General features: G+C 46.2%; 21 protein-coding genes. 14 read left to right on the top strand and 7 right to left on the bottom strand.

The window, feature by feature from the left end; genetic code table 11:
- Window positions 1-8 precede the first annotated feature (8 nt).
- From Q8J68_RS07375 to Q8J68_RS07345, 7 genes are read left to right on the top strand one after another with little or no spacing between them, the layout of a single operon-like run.
- Window positions 9-719: a DUF432 domain-containing protein gene (locus Q8J68_RS07375; protein ID WP_305310877.1), complete on the top strand. Its 711-nt coding sequence runs from the start codon at window positions 9-11 to the stop codon at window positions 717-719.
- Window positions 716-1,657, top strand: a complete 942-nt coding sequence (locus tag Q8J68_RS07370; RefSeq protein WP_305310876.1) for a mechanosensitive ion channel family protein — start codon at window positions 716-718, stop codon at window positions 1,655-1,657. The genes Q8J68_RS07375 and Q8J68_RS07370 overlap by 4 nt, the downstream gene beginning before the upstream one ends.
- Window positions 1,654-2,784, top strand: a complete 1,131-nt coding sequence (locus Q8J68_RS07365) for an alpha-amylase (RefSeq protein WP_305310875.1) — start codon at window positions 1,654-1,656, stop codon at window positions 2,782-2,784. Before Q8J68_RS07370 ends, Q8J68_RS07365 begins: the two co-directional genes overlap by 4 nt.
- Window positions 2,781-3,983 (top strand): glycoside hydrolase family 57 protein, encoded by a 1,203-nt coding sequence (locus Q8J68_RS07360; RefSeq protein WP_305310874.1) that lies wholly within the window; start codon window positions 2,781-2,783, stop codon window positions 3,981-3,983. The genes Q8J68_RS07365 and Q8J68_RS07360 overlap by 4 nt, the downstream gene beginning before the upstream one ends.
- 36 nt (window positions 3,984-4,019) lie before the next feature.
- Window positions 4,020-5,957: a glycoside hydrolase family 15 protein gene (locus Q8J68_RS07355; RefSeq protein ID WP_305310873.1), complete on the top strand. Its 1,938-nt coding sequence runs from the start codon at window positions 4,020-4,022 to the stop codon at window positions 5,955-5,957.
- 44 nt (window positions 5,958-6,001) lie between these two features.
- On the top strand, window positions 6,002-8,008 hold the full coding sequence (locus Q8J68_RS07350; RefSeq protein ID WP_305310872.1) for an amylo-alpha-1,6-glucosidase: 2,007 nt from the start codon (window positions 6,002-6,004) through the stop codon (window positions 8,006-8,008).
- A 32-nt stretch (window positions 8,009-8,040) separates the two neighbouring features.
- On the top strand, window positions 8,041-8,253 hold the full coding sequence (locus tag Q8J68_RS07345; protein WP_305310871.1) for a winged helix-turn-helix domain-containing protein: 213 nt from the start codon (window positions 8,041-8,043) through the stop codon (window positions 8,251-8,253).
- A gap of 381 nt (window positions 8,254-8,634) precedes the next feature.
- On the opposite strand, the gene Q8J68_RS07340 is transcribed toward Q8J68_RS07345, so the two are convergent.
- Together Q8J68_RS07340 and Q8J68_RS07335 are read right to left on the bottom strand one after the other, a co-directional pair.
- Window positions 8,635-9,621, bottom strand: coding sequence for a 2-hydroxyacid dehydrogenase (locus Q8J68_RS07340; RefSeq protein WP_305310870.1), 987 nt, complete (start codon window positions 9,619-9,621; stop codon window positions 8,635-8,637).
- Between the two features lie 62 nt (window positions 9,622-9,683).
- The gene (locus Q8J68_RS07335; RefSeq protein ID WP_305310869.1) at window positions 9,684-10,073 is read right to left on the bottom strand and encodes a hypothetical protein; all 390 of its coding nucleotides are present in this window, start codon (window positions 10,071-10,073) and stop codon (window positions 9,684-9,686) included.
- Between the two features lie 318 nt (window positions 10,074-10,391).
- On the opposite strand from Q8J68_RS07335, the gene Q8J68_RS07330 reads away from it, so the two are divergent.
- The 3 genes from Q8J68_RS07330 to Q8J68_RS07320 all read left to right on the top strand — a co-directional run bounded on the left by Q8J68_RS07330 (window position 10,392) and on the right by Q8J68_RS07320 (window position 13,709).
- Window positions 10,392-11,687: an MgtC/SapB family protein gene (locus tag Q8J68_RS07330; protein WP_305310868.1), complete on the top strand. Its 1,296-nt coding sequence runs from the start codon at window positions 10,392-10,394 to the stop codon at window positions 11,685-11,687.
- A gap of 176 nt (window positions 11,688-11,863) precedes the next feature.
- A complete protein-coding gene (locus Q8J68_RS07325) occupies window positions 11,864-12,859 on the top strand; it encodes a TIGR03557 family F420-dependent LLM class oxidoreductase (RefSeq protein ID WP_305310867.1) in 996 nt (331 codons plus the stop codon).
- A gap of 130 nt (window positions 12,860-12,989) precedes the next feature.
- Entirely contained in the window at window positions 12,990-13,709 is a 720-nt protein-coding gene (locus Q8J68_RS07320; protein ID WP_305310866.1) for a site-2 protease family protein, read from the top strand.
- Window positions 13,710-13,716: 7 nt separating this feature from the next.
- On the opposite strand, the gene Q8J68_RS07315 is transcribed toward Q8J68_RS07320, so the two are convergent.
- Entirely contained in the window at window positions 13,717-14,082 is a 366-nt protein-coding gene (locus tag Q8J68_RS07315; protein ID WP_305310865.1) for a PRC-barrel domain-containing protein, read from the bottom strand.
- Window positions 14,083-14,553: 471 nt separating this feature from the next.
- On the opposite strand from Q8J68_RS07315, the gene Q8J68_RS07310 reads away from it, so the two are divergent.
- From Q8J68_RS07310 to Q8J68_RS07300, 3 genes are all read left to right on the top strand, one after another.
- Window positions 14,554-14,943: a hypothetical protein gene (locus Q8J68_RS07310; protein WP_305310864.1), complete on the top strand. Its 390-nt coding sequence runs from the start codon at window positions 14,554-14,556 to the stop codon at window positions 14,941-14,943.
- A gap of 57 nt (window positions 14,944-15,000) precedes the next feature.
- On the top strand, window positions 15,001-15,498 hold the full coding sequence (locus tag Q8J68_RS07305; RefSeq protein ID WP_305310863.1) for an inorganic diphosphatase: 498 nt from the start codon (window positions 15,001-15,003) through the stop codon (window positions 15,496-15,498).
- Between the two features lie 172 nt (window positions 15,499-15,670).
- Window positions 15,671-18,280, top strand: a complete 2,610-nt coding sequence (locus tag Q8J68_RS07300; RefSeq protein WP_305310862.1) for an S-layer protein domain-containing protein — start codon at window positions 15,671-15,673, stop codon at window positions 18,278-18,280.
- Window positions 18,281-18,404: 124 nt separating this feature from the next.
- Here the strand turns inward: Q8J68_RS07300 and Q8J68_RS07295 are convergent, their stop codons facing one another.
- On the bottom strand, window positions 18,405-19,418 hold the full coding sequence (locus Q8J68_RS07295; RefSeq protein WP_305310861.1) for a DMT family transporter: 1,014 nt from the start codon (window positions 19,416-19,418) through the stop codon (window positions 18,405-18,407).
- Between the two features lie 273 nt (window positions 19,419-19,691).
- Here Q8J68_RS07295 and Q8J68_RS07290 point away from each other — a divergent pair, with 273 nt between their 5' ends.
- On the top strand, window positions 19,692-20,207 hold the full coding sequence (locus Q8J68_RS07290) for an NYN domain-containing protein (protein ID WP_305310860.1): 516 nt from the start codon (window positions 19,692-19,694) through the stop codon (window positions 20,205-20,207).
- 54 nt (window positions 20,208-20,261) lie between these two features.
- Here the strand turns inward: Q8J68_RS07290 and Q8J68_RS07285 are convergent, their stop codons facing one another.
- The 3 genes from Q8J68_RS07285 to Q8J68_RS07275 form a co-directional block, all read right to left on the bottom strand.
- Entirely contained in the window at window positions 20,262-22,910 is a 2,649-nt protein-coding gene (locus tag Q8J68_RS07285) for an HAD-IC family P-type ATPase (RefSeq protein WP_305310859.1), read from the bottom strand.
- A 156-nt stretch (window positions 22,911-23,066) separates the two neighbouring features.
- On the bottom strand, window positions 23,067-23,465 hold the full coding sequence (locus Q8J68_RS07280; protein WP_305310858.1) for a P-II family nitrogen regulator: 399 nt from the start codon (window positions 23,463-23,465) through the stop codon (window positions 23,067-23,069).
- Window positions 23,458-23,809 (bottom strand): DUF1538 family protein (locus Q8J68_RS07275; protein WP_305310857.1); only part of this gene is annotated, 352 nt, incomplete at its 5' end. The genes Q8J68_RS07280 and Q8J68_RS07275, both read right to left, overlap by 8 nt.

Raw genomic sequence — 23,809 nt, 5'->3', positions numbered from 1 at the left:
TGATCCAAATGTTTAACAAATATACTCCCCCTTTCACGATCAATTACAAGGGCCATGAAATATCGGTGGAAAAAGAGCAAGGTAACCTGATATACAAAAGGACCTGTGAGTATGAGACTATTGAAAAGGTACTTCTTGGTGCCAGCGGAGATTTTCTCATCAACCCCATCGAGCCTGTGAATCTCCCAAAACCGATAACATCTTACCTGCTAATCGACTTCGAGCGCCCGGTAATGATGGGCCCTGGAAGCAAGCAAAAGATATATCTCACATTCCCGGTGGAAATGGGTATATTCATCATTGGCGGGAAAGGGGAACATGAGCTTATCGACATGCTCACCCTCAACAGGTCCAAATACACCCTTTACGGGACTCCGAACAGGGGTATAATATGCAGATACTGGAAGAGTGAGGTGTTCGCATCCTACCCCAATCTGGACACCAGATACGAGGGAGATATCGAACTTGACATCATCAATGACACAAACCACTGGATAGAAGTGACAAAATCCGTTTTTAATGCATTTGGTATGAAAATATATTACGGAAATGATCGCACATCAATGAGAGCTTTCATGAGGATCGTCAACAGGCATCTGGCTGAGACGGGCTTCATGACATATACTACGACACCTGAGTTCAGAAGGTCCATGGAACTGTACACGGCACGTAAACTGATGCTCAGCACTATTAAAGGTATTATGGAGCATGGGATATGAACGTTACCGAGATGATCAGCTCCCTGCAAGCCGTCCCAGGTATCGTGTTCAGCACGGTGGGCGCAGTACTTGTACTTATTATAGCCATTGTCATAGGAAAAGGACTGACGATACACCTGCAGAGATCGCTTAAGGACAAGATAGACAAGGGGCATCTTGATATCCTGCTCAAGGTGGGCTATTATGGCATAATAACACTGGCTATCGTAGTTTTCATTCTCCCGCTGACAGGAATAGAGCGCTCCGGTATTCTCGTTACAGGAGGAGTGCTGGGTATAGTTATTGGTTTTGCGAGCCAGAGCATTGTTGGAAACCTTATATCGGGCTTTTTTCTGATAGTTGAAAGGCCTATAAAGATAGGTGACCAGATAAATATCGCCAATAATGTAGGGTTCGTGGAGGACATCAACATCTTCTCCACCATCATAAGGACCTTTGACGGGCTTTATATGAGGATTCCAAACCAGACAGTATTCACTTCCAACATCACCAATTATGTCGCAAACATAGCAAGAAGATTCGAGTATGTTGTGGGGATCCGCTACAGCGATGATGCTGATGAGGCCATCAGGATCATACGCGAGATCATCGATAATGAGCCCTTTGCCCTGAACAACCCCCCTGCAGGTGTCTTTGTAGACACTCTTGGTGACAATTCGGTCAACATAATAGTAAGGATATGGGCTCCGATCACCGAGTGGTTCGAAATGAAGACCAGGCTTCTCTGGGTCATTAAAAAGACATTGGAAGAGAACGGCATACAGGTACCCTTCCCACAGAGGACCGTATGGTTCCCTGGTGAACTGCAGACAAAGAAACTTCCGGCTAAAGGAATGGATGAGTTTCCTGAAGCAGAGAAAGGATACCCCCTGGTTGAAGAAACACAGGGTCTTCCGGAACTGCACGAGGGAACAACAGAGGGAGGAAAGAGCAAATGAAGGCTGTATGTGTATGTTTTGAAGTTCATCTTCCATTACCCCTGAGATGGTACTGGCCGCGTGAAGGATATGGAGCCCCGGCTCTTGAAAAGTATTTTGAGATGGAAAAGACATATGGTAGTTTTATCCGGCTGCAAGAAGGTGTCAGAACTCTTAATAACGCTTTAATGTCTTCCATGGAAGCGGGAGGCAGGTACACTTTTGACATATCAGGGGTCTTCCTGGACCAATGCAAATGGGAGCCTGCCATCCTTGAGAGTTTCAGGCAACTTGTGGACATGGGTGCAAACGTTGCAGCATCCCCGTACTATCATTCAGTCTGTCCCCTGTTCCCGGACCTTGCGGAGTTTAAAGAGCAGGTTAGTATGCACATGGAGTCCCTTGGAGGTCTGTTCGGTGTCAAACCTGCTGCTTTCATTAATCCGGAACTGCTTCTTGAGCAGAGGACTGTCAGAGTATGCAGGGACCTTGGTTTCAGGTGCTTCATTTCAGAAGGCTCCCACAATATAGTGAATGGGTGTGACCCTGTGCATGTGTACGAAAATGAGGTCCCCACTCTGCTGCGCCACATTGACCTGAGCGAGGATGTCGAGAAGAGGCTCTCGGACAGGAAATGGCCGGGATACCCGCTGATAGCCGAAAAGTTCGCTTCATGGATAGCTGGCATGGAAGGGGATGTAATAACATTATACATCAGGTACGATTCACTTCATATCCACCTGCAGAAGAGTGCAGAGATCGTGCAGTTCCTGAAAGACCTGCCTCAAAGCCTGTCTAGGCGCGGCATTGAGATGTTGTTCCCGGAGGAGGCCGCCGGCATGTTCAGGCAGGAGGAACTGCCATCACTTCATTCAAAAAAGACCGCACGCTACGGCATGCATAACCTTCTGGGCAATCATGCTCAGCATCTCTACATGCATGAGTTACAGAGCATCGGGGACGAGCTTGGAAAACTGAAGGCACATGAGGACTATGATAAACTGCAGACCATATACCGCTACCTGCAACAGAGCGACATATTCCTTGAGATGAATGCTGAAAGCCAGCGACTGGGATACGAAAAGGCGGTCAATAACTTCTCCATACTTTCCGATATGAAACGTGCTTTGACAGAGGCAGGTAAATGAGATCCGTTTGTTTTTACTTTGAGGTGCATCAGCCACACAGGCTCAAATGGTTCTGGCCTGACAGCAGGTCAGCAGGATTTGGAAGATATTTCGATGACAATGTCAACAGGGAGATATTCAGGAGGGTTGCAGAGAAATGTTATCTGCCTGCAAACCGCACCATACTGGAACTTATCGATGAGAACGAAGGGAAACTGAAACTGAGCATGTCTGTCACAGGCACTCTCCTGAGCCAGTGTGAAAGATGGGGAGAGGATGTGCTTGAGACCTTCCGGGACCTTGCAGACACAGGATGCATGGAGTTCATCGACGAGACCTATTATCACTCCCTTGCATCACTTTTTGATTCAGGTGACGAGTTCACCGACCAAGTAATGGAACACCGGACAGCCATGTCAAACCTGCTGGGCGTTGAGCCTCAGGTGTTCAGGAACACCGAACTGCTGTATAACAACAGCATAGCTGCCCTTGCTGAGAAAATGGGATACAAAGCCATACTTACGGAAGGTATTGAAAGGGTTCTTGAAGGCCGGTCTCCCAATCATGTCTACAAAGCCAGGGATGGCAACATAGCAGTGCTGCTCAGGAACTATAAGTTGAGCGATGATATTGGTTATCGCTTTTCATCCCGCTGGTGGGAAGAGTATCCGCTGACTGCAAATAAATGGGCTGACTGGGTGTCCCGCAGTGCAGGGGAGACAGCCAACATCTTCATGGATTACGAGACATTCGGAGAGCACCAGTGGACGGATACAGGTATATTCGCCTTCCTGAGAGCACTTCCCGGCGAGGTCATGGATAGAGGAGTGCAATTCCTTACTCCTTCGGAGACTATCGGCAGGTATGCTCCTGCAGGTGACATCGATGTCGGGGATTTCTCCACCATTTCATGGGCGGATATCGAAAGAGATACCAGCGCGTGGCTTGGTAACGATATGCAACGGCGCTGCTTCGAGGAAGCTAAACTGCTTGGACCCTATGTGAAAGCCACCGGGGATCCGGAGCTTCTAAGGATATGGAAACATCTGCTGACCTCGGACCACTACTACTACATGAGCACAAAGTGGCTAGGTGATGGTGACGTGCACTCATATTTCAGTATACACTCCTCACCCTATGAGGCAGGAATCAATTTCATGGCTGCAATGATGGATTTCAAGGAAATGGTATTCCGGAAATTAAAGGAAATCAGGCACTAACGGCAAAAGTGTAGCACATCCCGGGAGAGATATAGCTTGATAAGGCAACCTAACGCGATACTTGGTAACAGGGAACTGCTTATTACCATGGGAAAGAAGGCAGAGATTTTCGGGTTTTTCTATCCTGGCAGGGACTTTGCCCAGCACATAGAGGAGTCCCAGGCATGCCTGCATGACGGGAAGAGACTTATCTGGTCCAATGATCATGAATGGCAGGTTACCCAGAGTTACATCGAAGATACACATGTTGTTATCACGCGTCTCAGTCGCACCGACGGGCTGAGCATGAATATTCTGGATATCACGCATCCCACTCTTCCCATACTGGTCCGTAATTACAGGATAAGTGCTTCTGAAGGATTCAGGGGTAAATTTTTCTATTACTCGAAATTCCAGGCAGGAGAGACGCTCAAAAAGAATTCCGCTTTTTGCGACCCTGATTCCGGCATACTTGTCCATTACAGGAGGAACTATCACCTGGGACTCACCTCAAAGCCCATGTTCGGGGAATGGCAGATAGGCAGGGCGCTTGATTCGGATATCTGGACCAATGCCCTGCACGACATGCAGGACGGGCAATTACAGAACAAGCGCGAGGAGATAGGCCAACTCAACAGCGCCCTGGGATGGGAACTGGATATCGGGCCGGGCTCAATTAAAGAGATAACAATTTTTATCGGTGCCGCACCCACAAGGGAGATGCTTTACAGTAAAATGAAAGCAATAAGCGACGAGACGGTGGAAAGGAGGGTACAGAAGGAGTATGAAGACCAGACCAGCTGGCTGTCCCAAAAAAAAGCGATCACACTGCCACAACTCACAGATAAGAGCCATGAGGACCTTATCAACGCTTTCAACCGTTCCTTACTGACCCTGTCCCTTCTCAATGATCCCAAAGAAGGCTCTTTTGTAGCGGCGCCTGAATTTGACCATGATTTTGAATTGAGTGGCGGCTATGGCTACTGCTGGAACAGGGATGCTGCTGAGACTGTGGTTGCGCTTCTCAATGCCGGTTATCCCGACTACTGCCTGCGTTTCTTCAGATGGTGCAGGAAGACCCAGATGTCCGATGGTTCATGGTTCCAGCGCTACTGGCTGGATGGTAGCCTTGGTTCTTCCTGGGGGAACTTCAGTTTCTCCACCCAGATAGATGAGACAGGATCAACACTCTTTGCAATGGACAGATATTACCAAAGCCTGGAGCCTTCGCTCAGAACCGCTTTCCTGAACGAGATATGGCCAAGTGTTTTACCGGCTGCCGAATATCTCATGAGGAGATCGGTCGGCGGTCTCCATGAACCATGCACCTGCCTCTGGGAATCATATAAAGGTATATTCACCTACACAAACGCTGCCATATACGGAGGCCTTGCCGGGGCTGCCAACATGGCTTCAGGATACAATGAGAAGGAACTCGCAAACAGATGGCTTGAAAGGGCCAGGCTGATTAAAGAAGCAACTATCCGGGAGTTCTGGCTGCCTGAAGGATATTTCGCAAGGGGCAGGGTTGACGGCAGGCTCGACCCTGAGATCGATGCCAGCATCCTGGGAGCGTTCATGCCATTTGGCATGCTTAACGCAGATGATGAAACCGAAAGGGAAATGATCCTTTCCACTATACGTACAATTGAGAAGAAGCTCGCAGTTCATGTGAACGGCCATGAGGGGATAAAACGTTACGAGACCGATAATTATATTGAAGGCAATCCCTGGGTTGTAACAACACTCTGGGTCTCTAAAGCCTTGCTTGAGATTGCAGGGTCAGCCCGGAGAAAAGGGGATGAACAAGAGTGCAGGAAAATGGTTGAAGAGGCCCTTGAATATATAAACTGGACTCTCAGAGGCACAACAAGTACGGGACTGTTACCAGAACAGGTAAACAAGGATACTGGAAAACCTGCCTGGGCCATCCCTTTAAGCTGGAGCTGTGCCCTTATGATCGACAACATACTGATGCTTGATAGTCTGCAATAGTTCATGCTTTACTTTAAGCCGGATTTTACACCCAAAGGACTTCCATGGACACTACTGACAAAGGACCTTGGTTAAGAAAAGGTACTGAAAGAGAGTGGATAATCACCAACGGCCTTGGAGGTTATGCTTCATCCACTGTCACCGGAATGAACACCCGGAAGTATCATGGTCTGCTGGTAGCATCCCTGAACCCCCCTATCAACAGAAGAGTGTTACTCTCGTCCCTTGACGAAGAGATACAGGTTAATGGAAAAACACATAAGCTTGCAGTTCACCAGTACCCCGGCACTGTATACCCGGAAGGCTACCGCTACCTGCATGACTTTTCTCCGGAGCCTTTTCCAGCCTGCCAATATCTTGCGGAAAACATCGCACTCAGAAAAACCATAATGATGGTTCACGGGGAGAATACGACCGTTATCCGTTATGATATCTCAAACCCGCATAGTAGAAGCGCTGCACTCAGGATATTCCCGCTTGTGAACAACAGGAACATACACGGACTGACAAAATCAGGAGATATTGAGTTTGAGCAGAATCCGCAGAAAACAGGCACTTTTATCAGAGCCGGGCAGAGCACACTGGAATTACATTCAGATATGGCTTTCATACCGGAGGCCTGGTGGTATTATAACCTGGAATACAAAGAGGAACGGTCAAGAGGCTATCCACATCAAGAGGACAACTTCAATCCCGGGTATTTTGAGGCCGATATAGGAAAAGGGAATTCATCCTTCTTTATCTCTGCATCTGCTGCAGTGACAGAACACCTTGATATAGAGAGTGTAGAAGATGTCGATCAGTTATTTGAAAGTGAACTCCAGCGCAGGAATAAGCTCATTCCGGACCCGGGACAAGACGGGATCTTCCTCAACAGGCTTGCTGCTGCAGCAGACTCTTTCATAGTAAGCCGGCAGTCCACCGGTTCAAAGTCGATAATAGCGGGCTATCACTGGTTTGCAGACTGGGGCAGGGATGCTATGATAGCAATGCCCGGCCTGACACTTGTTACCGGAAGGTTTGATGTTGCCAGGGACATACTCACAACATTCGCATCCAGTTGCGCTAAGGGACTTATACCCAACCTTTTCCCTGATGACCCGGCCCAGCCACCTGTGTACAATACAGTGGACGCTTCCCTGTGGTTTATTCATGCCCTCGGGAAATACCTGGACTATACCGGCGACCTGGACTACGTCAGAACCATGTGGGATACAATTGAGAACATCATCGGATATTACAGCAAGGGCACAAAATACGACATCCGGATGGAGGAGGATGGCCTGATATCCCAAGGCGGACAGCTTACCTGGATGGACGCAAAAGTATGGAGCAGGGAGGTCACTCCCCGTAAAGGAAAAGCATGCGAGATAAATGCCCTCTGGTACAACACCCTGATGCATGCGTCTTCGTTGGGGGATCAGCTTGGTATGGAAACTTCCGGATTCCTTGAAACTGCAGAACTTGCAAAGAGCAGTTTTGAGGAAAAATTCTGGAATGAGGACAGAAGCTGCCTCTACGATTACATCCCCGGCCCGGACAACTCCGGCAGCTCAGGCCAAACTGATCAGAAAGACGTCTCAGTAAGGCCAAACCAAATCCTTGCCGTGTCGCTTCCTTTTACAATGCTTTCTGCGAAGCTTGAAAAGAGTATATTGAATGTTGTCAGGGAAGAACTGCTGACACCTTACGGACTGAGGACACTCTCACCTTCAGACCCTGGCTATATAGGCACCTACCGGGGCAATACGGAAAGCAGGGACATGGCATATCATAACGGGACTGTCTGGCCCTGGCTGCTCGGACCTTATATAACAGCTTACATGAAGGTGAACGGACACTCAAAAAAGAGCAGAATGGAAATGATGGTCCTGCTTGAACCGCTGAAAGAGCATCTGGCAGAAGCAGGAATTGGAACCATTTCCGAAGTGTTTGACGGTGACGCACCCCACATACCAGGCGGGTGCATCTCACAGGCATGGAGCGTGGCTGAGATCCTGCGCGCCTGCGTGGAGGATATTGGCGCAGGGAATCCCGGCACCATTCTGTAAAAGCTTATAAAGAAGTAAGTCAAGTGATTAGTATGGATGAAGCATGTTTTAATATCGGAGATGCAGCCGGCCATGTTTACAGGCTGCTTGAGAATGGCGGGTCCAATCTTGCCAATGTGAAGAAAGTACTCAAGGAAAGCGGCTTTGATTCACAGACTGTCTTCATGGCCATCGGGTGGCTTGCACGGGAAGACAAGATATGCATGCAGAAAAGCGCAAACGTCTGGTCAATAAAACTCAAGTGAAACGAAGATATCGGCAAGATACCCACTGACCACGGCCAGCTTTGCATTTATGCAAAACAAATATAATACCCACATGAAAAAAGGTTGAATGCTTCGCATGACTTTTTAAAGGCCCATTCAACTACTCCAGATTTCATCTTTGCCTATGGTCTGTCAGAAAAACAAATCTCAAGCCTCACAGCAATATCAGCAATATCTGCCACAATATTACAAGGACTATTATGGCAATTAATATCCTAATTATCCAATACAACATTTAAATCACTCCCCATTAAGATTTAGGTTACTATGACTTTTAAACTTTCCTGCCGCTTAGTAACATTATTTATACGGTGATATATACCCTATATATAGCATATTTCCTGGTTGTCCATATACGGCTCAAGGGCGCTGATTCTTTTGCAACACATCCGGATTCACTACGTTCTGAGGGCTTCCCTGCAGGAACAGTCTGATATTGTCCATGGTCACTGATGTGCATTCAGCTAAAGATTCCTCTGAGAGGAATGCGATATGAGGCGTCAGAAGCACATTGCTCTGCCCAAGCAGCGGACTATTGGAAGGTAAGGGTTCATCCTCGAACACATCAAGCCCGGCAGCTGCAATATGACCACCCCGCAAGGCACTCAGCAGAGCTGCTTCATCGACCACTTCACCTCTTGCAGTATTGATGAGTATGGAAGTTCGCTTCATCTTCATCAGCTCTTCAGCTCCTATCATCTTCTCTGTGGAAGGTGTGAGTGGCACATGCAATGTAACTATGTCCGATCTGGTAAGCAGAGTGTCCATATCCGTGAACCTGACACCAAGCTGCTTTTCTTTTTCAGGATCAGGATGTGCAGTACAAGCCAGCACCTCCATCTTGAAACCACGAGCGATCTCAATTACCCGCTTCCCGATATTGCCTGCACCGATGACCCCTATGGTTTTGCCCATAAGCTGGTTGCCCCTATATGCTCTGCAGATGTAATCCCGCCATTCGAATTCTCCTTCCCGGAGAGAGCGGTCTGCTTCATGCAAGCGCCTCAACAGATTCAGTGCCTGAGCAAAAACGAACTCTGCAACAGCGTCAAAAGCATAGCCCGGTACGTTTGAGACCACAATTCCTTTCTTTGTGGCCGCGTCAAGATCTACATGGTCATAGCCTGTCTGCCATACCGCAACCATCCGGAGATTCTCAGCCTCCTCGAAGGCCCGTGCAGGAAAGCCATACCTGCCAACAATTACGATGCTTGCATCCTTTACTCTCTCAACAAGCTCATCATCCGATGATGGCCAGGTGTTATAGACCTTAAGCTCACCCATACTTTCCAGCAATTTGTGATATCGAAGATGCAGGACTATCGGGTCCGCAACGACTATCTTCATTGGCCCTCCAAAACAAAATATATTCTCAAAATGCAGAGATCACGCCATGAGATTCCGGTATCTCACCGATACATATGATTTATTGCATCCTGTATCCTCTCATCATCAGCAACAAGTTTCCCATTTTCAAGTCGGACATCACCTTTATTGATCAGCCATTGCTGGGTTCCCCATGACCCATCGGCCAGTTTGCCGGTTATCTGTATGGAGTCATTCTCTGACAGGTGCTCTATCCTGAAGATAGAGAATTGGTTCTTAGGCCTGACCTTTATCCGGTAATAATCCTTAGCCCAATCGCTCATGTTCCGTGCCCGGTCGCGCTGTTGTGCAGTAATAAGTACACTGCCTTTTATGGTATCTGGGAATTCATGTAGATTTCCTGCCGTTGCTACTGAAACTCCGTCCTCAACTATATCTGACGATAATAATCTAGGTACCCCGCCATGCTCCATTTAATAAATCCCCCTACTTGAAAAGATAGGCTTGGCTATCATTACAAACCACACAGACATACATTGAACATAATCATATCATGTGCAAGCTGATGTAATGAATCCAGATCCAGAACCCATATCCCCCATAGATTGTTATTGGGTATGTTATTTAAGTTTAACTTGGTAGACAGAGCCTCAAGTGATTCGAATATTTCAATGCCAACGATTCCCGGAAACCTTTATCAATTCAAAAAGGAGTTTTATCTTAATATTTGTGAGGCTTGCAAGCTGCACGAACTCACCGGATAAAGAAGCTGGAAACTACGGGAACATACAATGGCAGATATAGCGTTAAGGTTTGGTCTGGATCCACTCATTGTAGACTTTGTGCAGAAAATAATAATTTCACTGATGATAGGTATCCTCATAGGTCTTGAGAGGGAAAGGCTTAGGTCTGACATAAAAATATTTGCAGGAGTCAGAACCTTCACACTCATCTGTATCATAGGCATGCTCTCTGCGTTCCTTATGGACTATGCAGGACCTTCGATCCTCCTGATCACCACGATATTCGTAGGGGTGACCTGCATCTTCCTTGCATACAACATGAATATAGTGCAGGGTAGTTCAGGCCTTACCACGTCCATATCCCTATTTTGTACTTACCTCCTAGGGATACTCGTTGCAGCAGACTTGTTCGTAATCGCTATTGTAACAGCAGTGATCGTTACATTCCTTCTCATTGAAAAGAAGCCTCTGCATTCCTTAGCTGAAAACCTCTCTGAAAGGGACATCATTGACGCTCTGCAGTTCATAGCTATAGCTTTCATCCTGTACCCGGTAGTTCCGGATGAGCCGGTCTTTGGCATCATAAGCCTTAAATCAACGATAATGATCATTGTGCTTATCTCTTCCATCAGTTTTGTAAGTTATGTGCTGCTCAAGAAAATAGGAGCTCGCGGCGGAATAGCCTACTCCGGATTCCTGGGTGGACTGGCAAGCAGTGGAGCAGCGATTATTTCCCTCTCTAACCTGTCAAAGAGAAGAGCGTCCTTAGCCGGCCATATATGCACAGGTGCGCTGCTGACCATTGTCTCGATGATCATAAGGGACATAACTTTTGCTTTCCTTGTAGACACTTCCGGAAGGATGGCAGTCCTCATGCTGCCTCCTTTTGTTATAATGCTAATAGTGACCCTCATGATAGTATGGCGTAAAAGGAAAACTACAGTAGTCAATGAGACCATAGAACTGAGGTCTCCTTTTGCTATCGTGCCTGCATTAAAGTTTGGTATCCTCTTCATGTTAATAACACTGGTTGCAAACATAGCCCAAACTCAAGGAGGCTCAATAGGGATCTATGCAACAGCTATCGGAGGAATCGTAAGCAGCTCAGCAGTAACAGTTTCGATGGCATCGCTTGCATTGAACGGTACTATTTCTTACCCTCTGGCTGCTCAGATCGCTGTCATGGCGGGGCTAATAAGTACCCTGGCAAAACCACTCTACATGAAACTAACGGGTGCTGACCAGCTTTTTCACAAGGCTACGATCCACTTTGTCATAATAACATCTTTGGGTGCAGTTTCACTTCTTATATGGAGCTATTATGCGGCTTCTGTGAATCTCTGATCATGTACTTCCTCTGCCAAATCAATTGTTAGACAAATAGAAGTCAACCTGGGTGCGGATGTGACTATCACAAAAATGCTACTGATGCTAGTTTACTTCATTCTTAAATAAAGTCAGATATGAATATAGGATTTAAAGGATTTTAGATTAAGCATTAATGGGGAATGGGTACAGCAATGATAAAATTAGGTTACAAGATAGGTCCGGAACAGTATACACCTTCCGAAATGCTCAGACAGACGATTGCAGCAGAAGAGAACGGTTTTGATAGTATCGACGTCAGTGATCATTTCCATCCCTGGAGTGAGGAGGGGCAGTCATGTTTTACCTGGACCTGGCTGGGAGCTGCTGCTGCCAGGACTAAAAAGATAGAGCTTGGGACAGGCCTTACATGTCCGATACTGAGATATAACCCTGCCATTATTGCCCAGGCAGCTGCGACTGTTTCTTCCCTGGCCGGAGGGCGTACATATCTGGGAGTGGGCACCGGCGAAGCACTCAATGAATATCCGGTAACATGTGAATGGCCGGAATACAACGAAAGACAGGAGATGCTGGCTGAAGCTATACATCTCATAAGGGAACTATGGAGCGGAGAGAAGGTCAGTTTTGACGGCATGCACTATTGCACTCAGGTGGCAAAGCTGTACACACTGCCTGCCCAGGATATCCCAATCTACATTTCCACCATGGTGCCTGAGAGTGCACAGTTTGCAGGATACCACGGAGACGGTTTGCTCACAGTTGGTGGCTCCAAAATGAAAGCATATAAGCAGATCATGGAGAAATTCGAGAACGGAGCAAAACGTGCTGGTAAGGATCTGACTAAAATGCCACGTGCAGTTGAACTCTTTGTGGCGTATGGGGACCGTCTAGAAGAGTCTATGGAAAAAATGCATAGGTACTGGGCTGGCTCATTTATTCCAGCGCTGTTCACCAATAAGATATATACCCCTGAAATGTCCCAGCAGAATGGTGAAGTCGTGGGCTACGATATTCTGAAACAGAAGGCCTGTATCACACCAGACCCTGAAGAGCAGGCTAGGTACGTCAAGCAATATGTAGATTTAGGTTTCACTCATATCTATATCCATTATGCGGGTCCCGATGAGCTTGGGTTTATCAAATCCTATGCTGAGGATGTATTTCCTCTGATCAGGAAGAACACATGAATTCATTGATATATTGTTAGTATGGTATCACGGAAAACGCAAGAAAAGTATAAAACAGGATAAGGCATGCATTGATAATGGACATCAGTGCGGGAAATCGAATGAAAAATAGTATAAAGGGAAGCATATTATGAGGAATTCACTTCAGATAGCCAGGATATTTGGCATACCGATCAAGATACACATATCATTCCTGTTCGTACTGCCTTTCTTTGCATGGATATTCGCCCAGCAACCCGAACCTTATGGATTCGCGGGAGTGGGACCTGATATACTGAGGTATGCACTTGCCTTTGCCACAGCAATACTCCTGTTCGCTTCCGTGCTTGTCCATGAACTGGCCCATTCATACCTCTCCTTAAGGTATGGGACCAATGTAAGGGAAATATCACTATATCTTATAGGCGGAGTATCAGCAATCGAAGGTCAGTTAACAAACCCTGTAAAAGAAGCCACTATGGCATTTGCCGGCCCCTTTTCCAGTCTTATAATGGGAGTTTTCCTTCTTGGTGTAAATTATATCTTGAATCCGGCTGTAAGCACTGCAGAAGGAAGTGCAATATTTTTGGTGATATTCATACTGGGCTACATCAATGTAATTCTTGCGATGTTCAATCTTATCCCTGCTTTCCCGATGGACGGTGGAAGGATACTAAGAGCATTGCTTGCCACACGCATGGGATTTGTGGAGGCCACTGAAAAAGCAGCGACTGTGGGAAAGATACTTGCTATTATCATGGGGATCATAGGATTACTGATAAGCTTCTGGCTCGTGCTGATAGCTATATTCATTTACATGGGTGCGACCGGGGAAGAAAAACAGGTAAAGAGCAGGTACAGCAGGTACTGAAGCGGTATCAATCCGTCCAGTACGGCTCACACTTATACTCTTCATAGAGATCGCAAAGCCATCGCCTTTCAGTTGCAAGAGGCCAGTTGGCACGGTCAAACCCCACCGAATCCTCCAGGATGCTCTTCTCAACGTTCAGAACAAAAGTATCATCCTCCCCGCGAAGCACAAGCGATTTCCATGGAACTGCAAACAACTTTTCCGCGATACCGAACAGGCCGCTGAACGTCAGCACTGCATATGCGACCCTGCCATATCTCATATCTATCATTATTTCTTTAACTTTGCCAAGGTCCTCACCCTTAGGATTTATCACTTTCTTGTTTATCATCCTGTCTGCAGGCATGATAATCCGCATATTATTGGTACTCATAATCCCTCCGGCCAATATGTAAGTAAGATAGATAAGCTGCCTTAATCCCGGCAGATGCAATATGCATACGAGATATGATGATTGGCGAGAGAGAACAAGCGATGTGGTAATGTTTCGTGGAAAGTTTGGTATTTAATGTTAGAGACAAAGCACGACCTGCTCCTGCAACTATTGCCATGCCGTTGACCCGTAATACTAATTCCCCAATCCCCTCTCGCAAGAAACTATCTATTTTTTGTCGCATATAAATTAGTAAGAAGTGATGTTACATTTATTAGAAGTGTATAAGATAGAAAAACTACAAAGAGATAAATAAGATTACTACGAAAACAACTACATACATTTCATTTGTGGGTAATAAATGTATTAATTGTGGGGACTCTATGTGAAAGAACATACTTACTCAGTGTGCCCTCTGTGCGGGAATTTGATAGATGCTGCCATATTCGAAGAAGACGGCAGGAAGGGTTCATGGAGATGATCGATGAGGCTTCCCATGAGCTTAATCACGATAGCAGGAACCTGCTTGTGCTGGCGAAAGTACTGCGCAGGGTTCCAGGTTTTATAGATAAGGACAAAGAGCCTAAATCTGTAAACGTAACAAGAATGCTGCTTAACGTCCTGAGGGAAGGCGGGGAGAGTGTGGTAAAACAATTCCACAGGGAGAGTCTTTTCCTTGGTGCTATGCACTTCCAGGATAGGTACAACCTGGACCTTGAAAGGATACAGAGATGTGGGATACATTACGCAACACCTGAAGGAAAGGTCATACCGTTCTGCACATATAATACACTGCACCGGGAAAGAGTGGAAGCGAAATTCTCAAGACCTTACGTACCGGAACAAGAAATTGAGAAATAGAAACCAGAAAATGTTACTTAAATATAGGCTGCAAGAAAATGATCAAGGAGTGTTAAGATGACTAAAAGGCAAGTTGAAAGCGTTATAATTGAGATTCCAAAAGGAAGCCGAAACAAATATGAATATGATAAAGAAAAAAAGATGATCAAATTTGACAGGATGCTTTTCTCTTCAATGGTCTATCCTTGCGATTATGGTTTTTTCCCCGATACTCTGGCACTTGACGGTGATCCCCTGGATGTTCTGGTATTGACATGGGAACCTACATTTCCGGGGTGCCTGATAGATGTACATCCTATTGCATTGTTTGATATGGAAGATGATATGGGAAGAGATGAAAAGATACTATGTGTTCCGGAAAGCGACCCTCTCTGGAACCATATCGAATCCATCGAACAAGTCCCGCCTCACCTGTTAAAGGAGATACCGCACTTTTTTGAGACATATAAACATTTGGAGCACAAACACGTGAAGATCATTGGCTGGGATGGTCTGGAAACAGCAGTGAGAGTACTGCAGGAAGCTAAATCCCGGTATATCCGGCAGCAAAAATGAATGACACCTTTTACAGTTGAGGGGTAGGCTTCGAGAGAGAAGTTCCAAACTTTGATACCTCAACTATTCATACTTTTTTAATTGGCAAAATTAAGAAAAGATGCTGTCTTCTCTTTCTGGAATAAACTTATTAAACATAAGAACGAAGGATTATTGAGGTTAGGGGTTTATCATGAAGAAATATATAAATTTATCTTTACTGGTAAGTGTACTGGTTTTAATGGCAATTGTCCTGTCAGTGCCTGCCACAGCTCAAAATAATACTACGGGAAACCGTATATGGTCTGCGGATGAGAACCTGTCCCTGCAATATACATGGACAGCTCACAGTTATTCAGGATTCTATTTCGACCTTGATACGGGCGAAGGGTCAGAAACACTGACAGTGGATCTCCAAAGCCCAACCGGCAGGACCATACCTGCTGGAGCACTGGAATATTCCACGACACCCATAAACACTGATTTTGATCGTAGCGCCTGGGGTTCGTACCAGGTCATAGGATTCATGGCAGAACGATACTTTGCAGGTTATACCAATAATACGCAATTCACAGATGATGATGTAAGCCTGATATCCAACGGGCAGCTCACAAGGGTCCTTATTGATGAAGATAACAGGAGATCTGTTTTTGCGGGCTCAGCCATCGTTCTAAATGAAGGCTACAGGCTCAACATTGTGGAAGTGGACCTCAGTGGTGACAGCGTGCTGCTGAACCTTGTCAAGGATGGACAGATAGTTGATACTGCCATCATATCCGGGAACACTGACTATGTCTACGAGGCTGAACTGGGCACACAGGAAGATGTTCCCCTGATAGCGGTCCATTTCAGCACGATATTCAGAGGAACAGAAACCAATGCCGTATTCATACAGGGCATTTTCCAGATATCGGAAAACTATGTGGAAATAGAAACCGGAGACAGGTTTGGCCGGATGGAGGTCCAGTCCTTCAGTGAGAACGAGATCATCATGGATAACCCAAATTCCATACCGCTTACAAGAGGAAGCACCACAACTATCATGGGAAAACTGCAGTTTGTCGTTGCAGATGACGCTACTCTGAGATTCGGTCCGGTGGTTGATATATCCCAGCCCGGAACGTATGAGCTGAGAGGAACTGTTGTAGAGGGTGAGGCATTTACATGGACACCGCTTAACTTTGAAGGCTTCTACTATAATATTGATGAAGGTGTAGGTACGGAGTCCCTGGAGATCACCAGCCTTAGTGGCAGGACCATTGGTTCAGGGGACCTTGTCTATCGGAGCGTTCCACAACAAGTGAGCTTTGAATACACACCCTGGGGAAGTTTCAATGTCATTGGATTCCTTGCAGAGAAATACTTTGCAGGTTATGTGGATAACAGGTTCACGGGTAATGAGAGCCTGCTTTCAGGTGGTCAGCTTTCCAAAGTCCTTATAGACAGCGACAGCCGGGCTTCCCTGTTCACCGGTTCTTCGCTTATACTTGAGGAAGGATACACACTGGTAGTCGAAGAGGTGGATCTTGATGGCTCAAGAGTGCTCGTGAGACTGGATAAGGACGGAAGCGAAGTGGATACAGGTATCATATCTTCCGGAGGCGACTATGTATATGAAGCAGATGTTGGTGACACTGACGATATACCGATAATAATCGTGCATTTCCGGGAGATATTCAGGGGTACTGAAACAAATGCCGTATTTGTCGAGGGTATATTCCAGATATCAGAGAACGTCATAGAAGTCGAATCCGGTGAAACTTTCGGAAGGATGGAAGTTTCAAGCGTTTCCTCTGATGAGATCGTCATGACAAGCGACCGCTCCATCACGCTTTCAAGAGACAGCAGCATCTCAGTCATGGACAACATAAGGTTCATGGTTGCAGATTCCAACGCTGTGAGATTCTACCCGTATGTACAGGTCACAACAGCAGCTGATGCCGACCCCCTTGAGATCAACGTTCCAAGAGCGATCGCACAGAACAGGCCGGTGAACATAGAGGTCACTTCAAGAGGAGCGGCAGTAGAGAACGCTGTAGTGATGTTCGCAAATACAGAGGTTGGTAATACATCTGCCAACGGCACCATCTCATTCACTCCTACAACAGTGGGTACATTCACTGTCACAGCAGAGAGGCAGGGATTTGCCACTGGAAGCACTGAAGTCGAGGTCATATCCCCTGATGATGTCAGCAGGAGACTCGCTATCGGAGTATCGCCTTCGGAGGTAAATGTCGGAGACAACATTAACATATCTGTGACAACACTGATAGATGGCAGACCTGTGGGAGATGTGGAAGTGCTTTATGATGGCAGGCTGGTTGGAACCACCGGCACTGACGGCATGGTCAACCATACAACAATGGATGCGGGAATACACAGGATAAGTACTTCTTCTGACCAGTACCTTGAAGCTGAATTGAACATCGAGGTGCAGGGTCCGGAAGCAAGGTACTCTTATTCGAACCTTACCATTGAGCCACTTCTTGCAGAAACAGGTGACGATGTGACCATTTCTGCCACTGTAAGGAATATCGGCACAGAAACAGGGGAGGAAGATGTGCAGCTTCTCATTAACGGGAACGTTGAGGCATCTCAACGAATTATACTGGACCCTGATCAGGAAGAGACTGTGAGTTTCACAGTGAGCATGGAAGAAGCAGGTATCTACAATGTAACTATCGGCACCCTGAATGGCAACTTTGAAATTGAAGAGAGTCAGGGAATACCTGCAGCTGGTATTGTTATAGCCTTGATGGCAGTACTCGCTGTAGCACTGTGGGTGGCCAGAAAGCGCACTTAAAGCAGATAGCATTCAGTACCTGCTTTCCCGGCAGGTACTACCATTTTTTAGAGTTCATATTCACAGGCAACTCCGCGCTGCACATTCAGGAAATTAATGTGTGATCTTAATGCCTTATACAACTTCAATATTTTCCGGATAACCACATCGAAATAATTCGCGGGATACTCAATATCCTTAATCTCATGGCTGCCTGAAATGATACAAAAGGGTCTTTCATTCCATAAATTGGCATTGTCCTGGTATCCCAGACCATTATTAAAGCCCCCATTATTATAAGCACGCACCCTTGCATGGTTTTAATGAATATCGGTTCATGCAGGAAAATGGAGCCTAGTATTATACCGCTTACCGGTTCGAGTAATGCCAGTACGCTTACTGTCTGCGCGGGGATCTTTGCAGCACTGTTAAGATAGAGCAGAGATGCAAATGCCGTTGTCACAATACCGAACATTATCAATACAGGAAGGTTTAGCTCAAGGACCTCTCCCGGTACCCTGCTGCCAAATGGCAGCAATATAAGCAAACTGATTAGCGCTGACCAGAAAAGCTGTGACATGCCGGAATAATCTGTTTTCAAATAGCTGACTGTCATTATGGTGCCGCTGTAAGAAAGACCGGACATGAGCCCGAATAACACTCCCGGCAGAAGGTTGGTGCCGCCTCCAAAAAGCCCCCCCACAGGAGTTACCACTAACATGATACCCAGAAGTGACAGGGAAAGAGACATCAATCCGCGCATGGTTATCTTCTCCCGCAGGAAAAGAGGGGATAAAAGTGTTACATATACAGGGGCAGTGTAGAGCAGAAGGACAGCAGTGGAAAGCCCGATATAACCGATCGATCTGAAATATGAGTATGCGGTAATTACATTGAATACGCCTATAAGCAGCATATACCACTTCTTTTTATCCAGCCGGAAAACATCGTATCTTTTCATTACGAGCAGGTACACAACCAGTAACGAGAAACCGAACAGAAGCCTGTAAAATATAATAGAGCTTACTTCCATCCCATGGATATGTTTCAAAAAGATACCGCTTGAACCAAAGATCGTACATGCAATGATCAGTTCAAGGTAGGAGTGGTGGCCGTTTTTAAGTTCCATATCGATGGTGCGATATAATGTAATATACATTTAAATAAGTATTGTAGGATAAAATATATAGATGCATAAATCGCTTCTGTGGGCCATATTAAAAAGTATTTGACTGCCGGTACCCATAGATATAATTTATCAAATATAATTTTAAGCATATAATATAATTTTTGGCAATATATGTATTTTCCACTGGAAATAAGGGGGTCCACATATCACTGTTTACATAACATACCATCAGAATAGAATGTTATTATATATTACAGAGACTAATAGGAAGATATATTATCAAGATATTGTCGGAGTTGAATTATGTATACTTCTCAAAACGGAGATGCACCATTTAAGAACCAGAGGATGGCTGTGTTTGCTGATGTACAGAATATGTTCTATTCTGCCAGAAATAACTATTACGACAGCAGGCTGGACTATGATAAATTGCTGGCTGCTGTTCTCAAGGGCAGGCCGCTTGTAAGGGCAATAGCTTACCTTGTCGAGACCGAGGAGGTCGATCAGTCCGGATTCAAGTACCTGCTAAAAAGCATAGGATGGGAGGTCAGGACAAAGCAATTGAAGATACGTCCTGACGGTTCCACTAAAGGCGACTGGGATATGGGAATCGCAATAGATGCAATATCCATTTCCCATAAAATAGATACTGTGGCACTCGTGAGTGGAGATGGTGACTTTACGGCCCTTGTGAACCATCTGAAAGCTTCCGGTGTGCGCGTTGAAGTGTACTCCTTCGAGAGGAACACGGCTTCAGAGCTTATCAATTCTGCCACAGATTATTACCCGATCGATGAGAGTTTCCTGCGCAGGAAATAAGTCTTTCCTGCCGGAAACGTGTGACATCCCTGCCCAGGGAAGCAATCTCAGGCCTTATGAAAGATATCCTTTTTTGTAAAGATATTTCTCAAACTCTATCAGGAAGAATACTGTACTGGATACAAGTATTATCATCAGCCAGTCTGCTGCCAGTATAGGTGCTGTGGAAAAAACAGAGTTAATGGTAGGCTCATAAGTAATTACCAGCTGCAGGAATAGCACGATAGCAATACCCAGCAGCATAAACTTATTTGACAGCAGGTCCCTGAATACATATTCATGCAGGGATTTGGAGTTGAACAGATAGAATATCTGGAAGAATACTATGGTGTTCAGAGCAACAGTACGTGCTGCATCCAGATTTTCCATGTTACTATCCAGTTTCATGAAAAAAGTCAGGTATGCGCCTGCAACAATCAAAAGCGAGACAAATATAACCCTTCTCTTGATCAGAGAGATAAGTATAGGCTCACTGGGAGGTCTTGGAGGCCTTTTCAGGATACCCCTTTCCTTTGGCTCCATGGTTATGGGAACACCAAGGCCGATCGCTGTGACTGTGTTGAGCCACAGTATCTGCAGCGGCACCAGAGGCAATGTAAGTCCCAGAATCACTGCGAGTACTATCAAAAGACCCTGCCCTCCGTTTGTGGGCAGTGTCCATAGCAGTATCTTCTGTATCTTGCTGTAGACATCCCTGCCTTCCTCTATAGCCGATACTATAGAGGAGAAATTATCGTCAGCAAGTACCATATTGGAAGCTTCTTTTGCAACCTCGGTGCCTGTGAGTCCCATGGCGATTCCAATGTCTGCGGTTTTGAGAGCAGGAGCATCATTTATACCATCGCCGGTGACTGCGACCACCTCTCCCATCTCTTTGAGGATCTTAACTATCCTTAGTTTATCCTCGGGAGAAGTCCTTGCGAACACAGAGACTGAACCTAAGCGCTGGCCCAGATGCTCATCGGACATTTCCTCTATATCTTTTCCGGAAAGGGCACCCTCTGTTTCGATGCCTATCTTAGTGGCAATGGCATAGGCTGTTCTCAGGTGATCCCCTGTGATCATTATAACTCTGATACCTGCTAGCTTGCAGTTCGCTACAGCTTCCATTACCCCATCCCTGGGGGGATCCATCATGCCCTGCAGACCAACAAATATAAGGTCCCCGATATCCTCCGCTTCTATCCTTTCCACATCTGCAGGCACATCCTTATATGCCATACCCAGCACCCTCAGCGCATCCGAGGCCATCTGTTCAGCTGCATGGGAGACGCCTTGCGTGTCCACGGGACCGGTGCGCTGCCCGTCAAACTGTGAAACACACATACTCAGAATCTTTTCAGGGGAACCTTTCACATAAATTACCTTTGAGCCGTCCTCTTTCTTATGCAATGTAGCCATGAATCTCTCTTCCGGCTCAAAAGGCACAATATCCTCCCGTGGGAGGTAGAACTTCCCGGCTTTCAGACCGGATATGAGCAGCGCACCTTCGGTGGGGTCTCCGTCGATATTATCCACACCCCGGAAAGATGCGTCATTACACAAAGCACCCGCTTTGAGCGTTTCCATGAGAGCGTTATCATTTGCAGGGTCAGTCCTGGACCCATCCAGCAGGAACTCACCCTCTGGAAGGTAACCGGTACCGGTGACATCGTAAAGCTTACCGGCAGCATACACCTGGGTCACAGTCATCTGATTCTTTGTGAGGGTACCGGTCTTGTCGGTACAGATGACAGTGGCGCTGCCAAGTGTCTCGACCGCTGGTACGGTCCGAATGATAGTGTTCTTTGCAGCCATCCTGTTTACGCCTATAGCCATGGATATGGTTATGACCGCAGGCAAGCCTTCAGGGATTACTGCAACGGCAAGACTTACAGAAGCCATGAAGATCTCAACAGTATCATATCCTCTCAATAAGCCTATTGCAAAAGTAAGCGAAGCGATTGCCACGATCACAACTGATAAAACCACGCTCATACGCGACAATTTACGTAGGAGGGGGGTGGATATCTCCTTGCTTTCCCTGATGAACTCGGATATCCTGCCTATCTGGGTCGCATTGCCTGTGGCCACAACGATACCTCTGCCCAGGCCCTGGTTGATCAAGGTTCCTGCAAAGGAAACATTCTTCTGGTCACCAAAGGAAGCACATCCTGTATCAATAGCAGCAGTGTTTTTTTCCACCGGAACAGATTCCCCGGTCAATATGGATTCATCTGCCCTCAGGTTCTTAACATAGAAAAGGCGCAAATCAGCAGGCACTCTGTCCCCTGCTTCCAGCAGCACCACATCGCCTACAACGAGCTCCCTGCTTGGCAGCATATTGCTGATGCCACCCCTCAGGACTCTTGCTTCAGGCACCAGTAGCTTAGAAAGGGATTCAAGGGCATGCTGGGCCTTTCCTTCCTGTATAAAACCTATTATCGCATTTGCCAGGACCACAAGCAGGATAACGATTGCGTCAACATACAGTTCCAAATAGAATGTTATTGCAGCAGCTATGAGCAGCAAATATATCAGAGGACTTGCGAACTGCTTGAAGAAACGATAAACAGAACCATGTTCCTGTTTAGACGATACTTCATTATATCCATCCCGCGCAAGCCTGATCTCAGCCTCTTCCTGACTTAAGCCCTCAGGATGGCTATTGAATAACATAAAGGCATCCTCTGAATGGATACTACACCACTGCTCTTCAGCCATAGGAACAAAGAGATGGCAAAAAGATAAATAACTTGCTGTTATGGCCCTCTAATTTATTCCACATCAGAGGGGCGATGAAAAATCAAATTAAGGTACAGATTCAGAATTACTAATATAGGGAAGTAAAACTATCAGTTACAGCTGATTGATAATGAATTAAGTTTTATCCCTTCGGTCGCTAACTTCTTCGTCTGCCACAGGAGAATGGAGATCACACTGCTGATGCAAATCACACAAGATATGGGCAGTTCCGAACACCCTTTCAAGAGGGACCACGAATCCCAGACCGCATCCGGGTTTGTCTAGACCTACATCCGTACTGATGAATTCAACTATGCTGTCAGCACTTGTAGATTCCGTTAAAGTGAGCACGATCTCTTTTTCCGGTTCTATCAGCATGCCAAGGAGACTTTTGTTCTCATGGACACCTGTGCCGCGCCCAAAGATAATTGTTCCTCCTCTGGCTCCTGCTTTACGGGATGCTTTTACAACCTTGTCACCCCACCCTTTTTTTACTATTGTTACTATCAGGACCAGATCATTTTCATTAGACATTATCCTTACCTCCTATATATCGTATATATACGCCTAAAAGCATTACAAAGATGATGGGTGCCAGCGCTATTAGTGCTATCATACCGAAACCATCAATTACGGGATCCCTGCCCTCCTGGGCTGATGCCACACCAACGGCCATGGACATGAGGAAAGTGACGGCCATGGGGCCTGTAGCTACTCCTCCCGCGTCAAAGGCAATTGCTATGAAATCCTTATCCGAAAGCCACATCAGCACTATAGCAAGAAGATAGCCTGGTACAATAATGTAAAGGAAGGGAATCCCATACACCAGTTTGGCCATTCCTATGGAAACGAACACTGCTACACTTATTGACAGCGTG

Source organism: Methanolobus sp. (assembly GCF_030682845.1).
GTDB lineage: Archaea > Halobacteriota > Methanosarcinia > Methanosarcinales > Methanosarcinaceae > Methanolobus.
This window is presented reverse-complemented; position numbering and strand designations above follow the sequence as displayed.